Here is a 1,562-nt window from a genome sequence, read left to right on the forward strand (position 1 = left end):
GATGTCTGAGGCCTTCCGGGGTCAGGATAGTGCGATTGCTGTTATTGGTGTGTCGTGTCGTTTGCCGGGTGCGGTTGGTCCGGCGGCGTTCTGGGCGTTGTTGCGTGATGGGTTGGATGCGATTTCTTCTACTCCTGCTGATCGGTGGGGCGTTGTTGCGTCTGATTCGGGTGGTCCGGTTCTGGGTGGGGGGTTTGGGGGTTTCCTGGAGGGGGTGGATCAGTTTGATGCGGGGTTTTTTGGGATTTCGCCGCGGGAGGCTGCTGTTGTTGATCCGCAGCAGCGGTTGACGCTTGAGTTGGGTTGGGAGGCGTTTGAGGACGCTGGTGTGGTGCCGGAGCGTGTCAGGGGTGCCCGTGTTGGGGTGTTCATTGGTGCGAACAAGGATGACTATGCCACTGTGTCGCGTCGGTATGGGGTGGAGGCGGTCACTGAGCACAGTGCTACGGGTTTGCAGCGTGGCATGGTCGCTAACCGGGTGTCGTATGCGTTCGGGTTGACGGGGCCGAGTATCACGGTTGATACGGCTCAGTCGTCGTCGTTGGTTGCTGTTCATCTGGCGTGTGAGAGTCTGCGTCGTGGTGAGTGTGTCAGCGCGATTGTTGGTGGGGTTGTTCTTAATCTCAGCGCGGAGTCTGCTGTTGAGTTGTCGAGGTTCGGGGCGTTGTCGCCGGATGGCCGCTGTTTCACGTTTGATGAGCGGGCCAACGGGTTCGTGCGTGGTGAGGGTGGCGCGGTTGTTGTCCTGAAGCCGTTGCGGCAGGCGTTGGTCGATGGTGACCATGTGTATTGCGTGATTCGTGGTAGTGCTGTCAACCACGATGGGGTGAGCGAGGGTTTGACGGTTCCTAGTGCCCGCGCGCAGGAGGAGGTCATTCGGTTCGCGCATGAACGCGCGGGTGTGCGGGCGGCGGACGTTCAGTATGTCGAGTTGCACGGCACGGGCACGAGGGTTGGCGATCCGGTCGAGGCGGCCGCGTTGGGCGCGGCTGTTGGCAGGCCCCGCGGTGCGCACGGTCCACTGCGGGTGGGTTCGGTCAAGACGAACATCGGCCATCTTGAGGGTGCCGCGGGTATCGCCGGGCTCCTCAAGGTGATCCTGGCGATTTGTCATCGTCAGATTCCGGCCAGCTTGAACTTCCGGCAGGCGGGTCCGGGGGTTCGGCTGGAGGAGGAGAACCTGCAGGTCCAGACGCAGACCGCGGGATGGCCGGATCCTGACCGGCCGTTGGTCGCGGGCGTCAGCTCGTTCGGCATGGGCGGCGCCAACTGCCACGTCGTCGTCAGCGAGGTCACCGACGGTGAGGCCGGGCGAAACGCCACGCTCGACGCGCCGGCGGGGTCGACGCCGTGGGCACTGCCGCTGTCGGCGAGAACGGCGCGTGCGTTGGGTGAGCAGGCGGTCAGGTTACGGGCGTTCCTCACCGAGCAGCCGGAGACCTCGGCCCGGGATGTCGCCTGGACTATGGCCACCGCCCGGTCGGTGTTCGCGCACCGCGCGGTGGTGGTGGCCGCAGACACGGACAGCCTCCTGACCGGCCTGCAGGACCTGACCGGCTTGC

1 protein-coding gene is annotated in these 1,562 nt (G+C 64.5%); it reads left to right on the plus strand.

The features are described from left to right. Position 1 precedes the first annotated feature (1 nt). Positions 2–1,562 (plus strand): beta-ketoacyl synthase N-terminal-like domain-containing protein (locus ACZ6O5_RS31255; RefSeq protein WP_465981927.1); only part of this gene is annotated, 1,561 nt, incomplete at its 3' end.

This window comes from Micromonospora sp. NPDC049201, assembly GCF_055586805.1.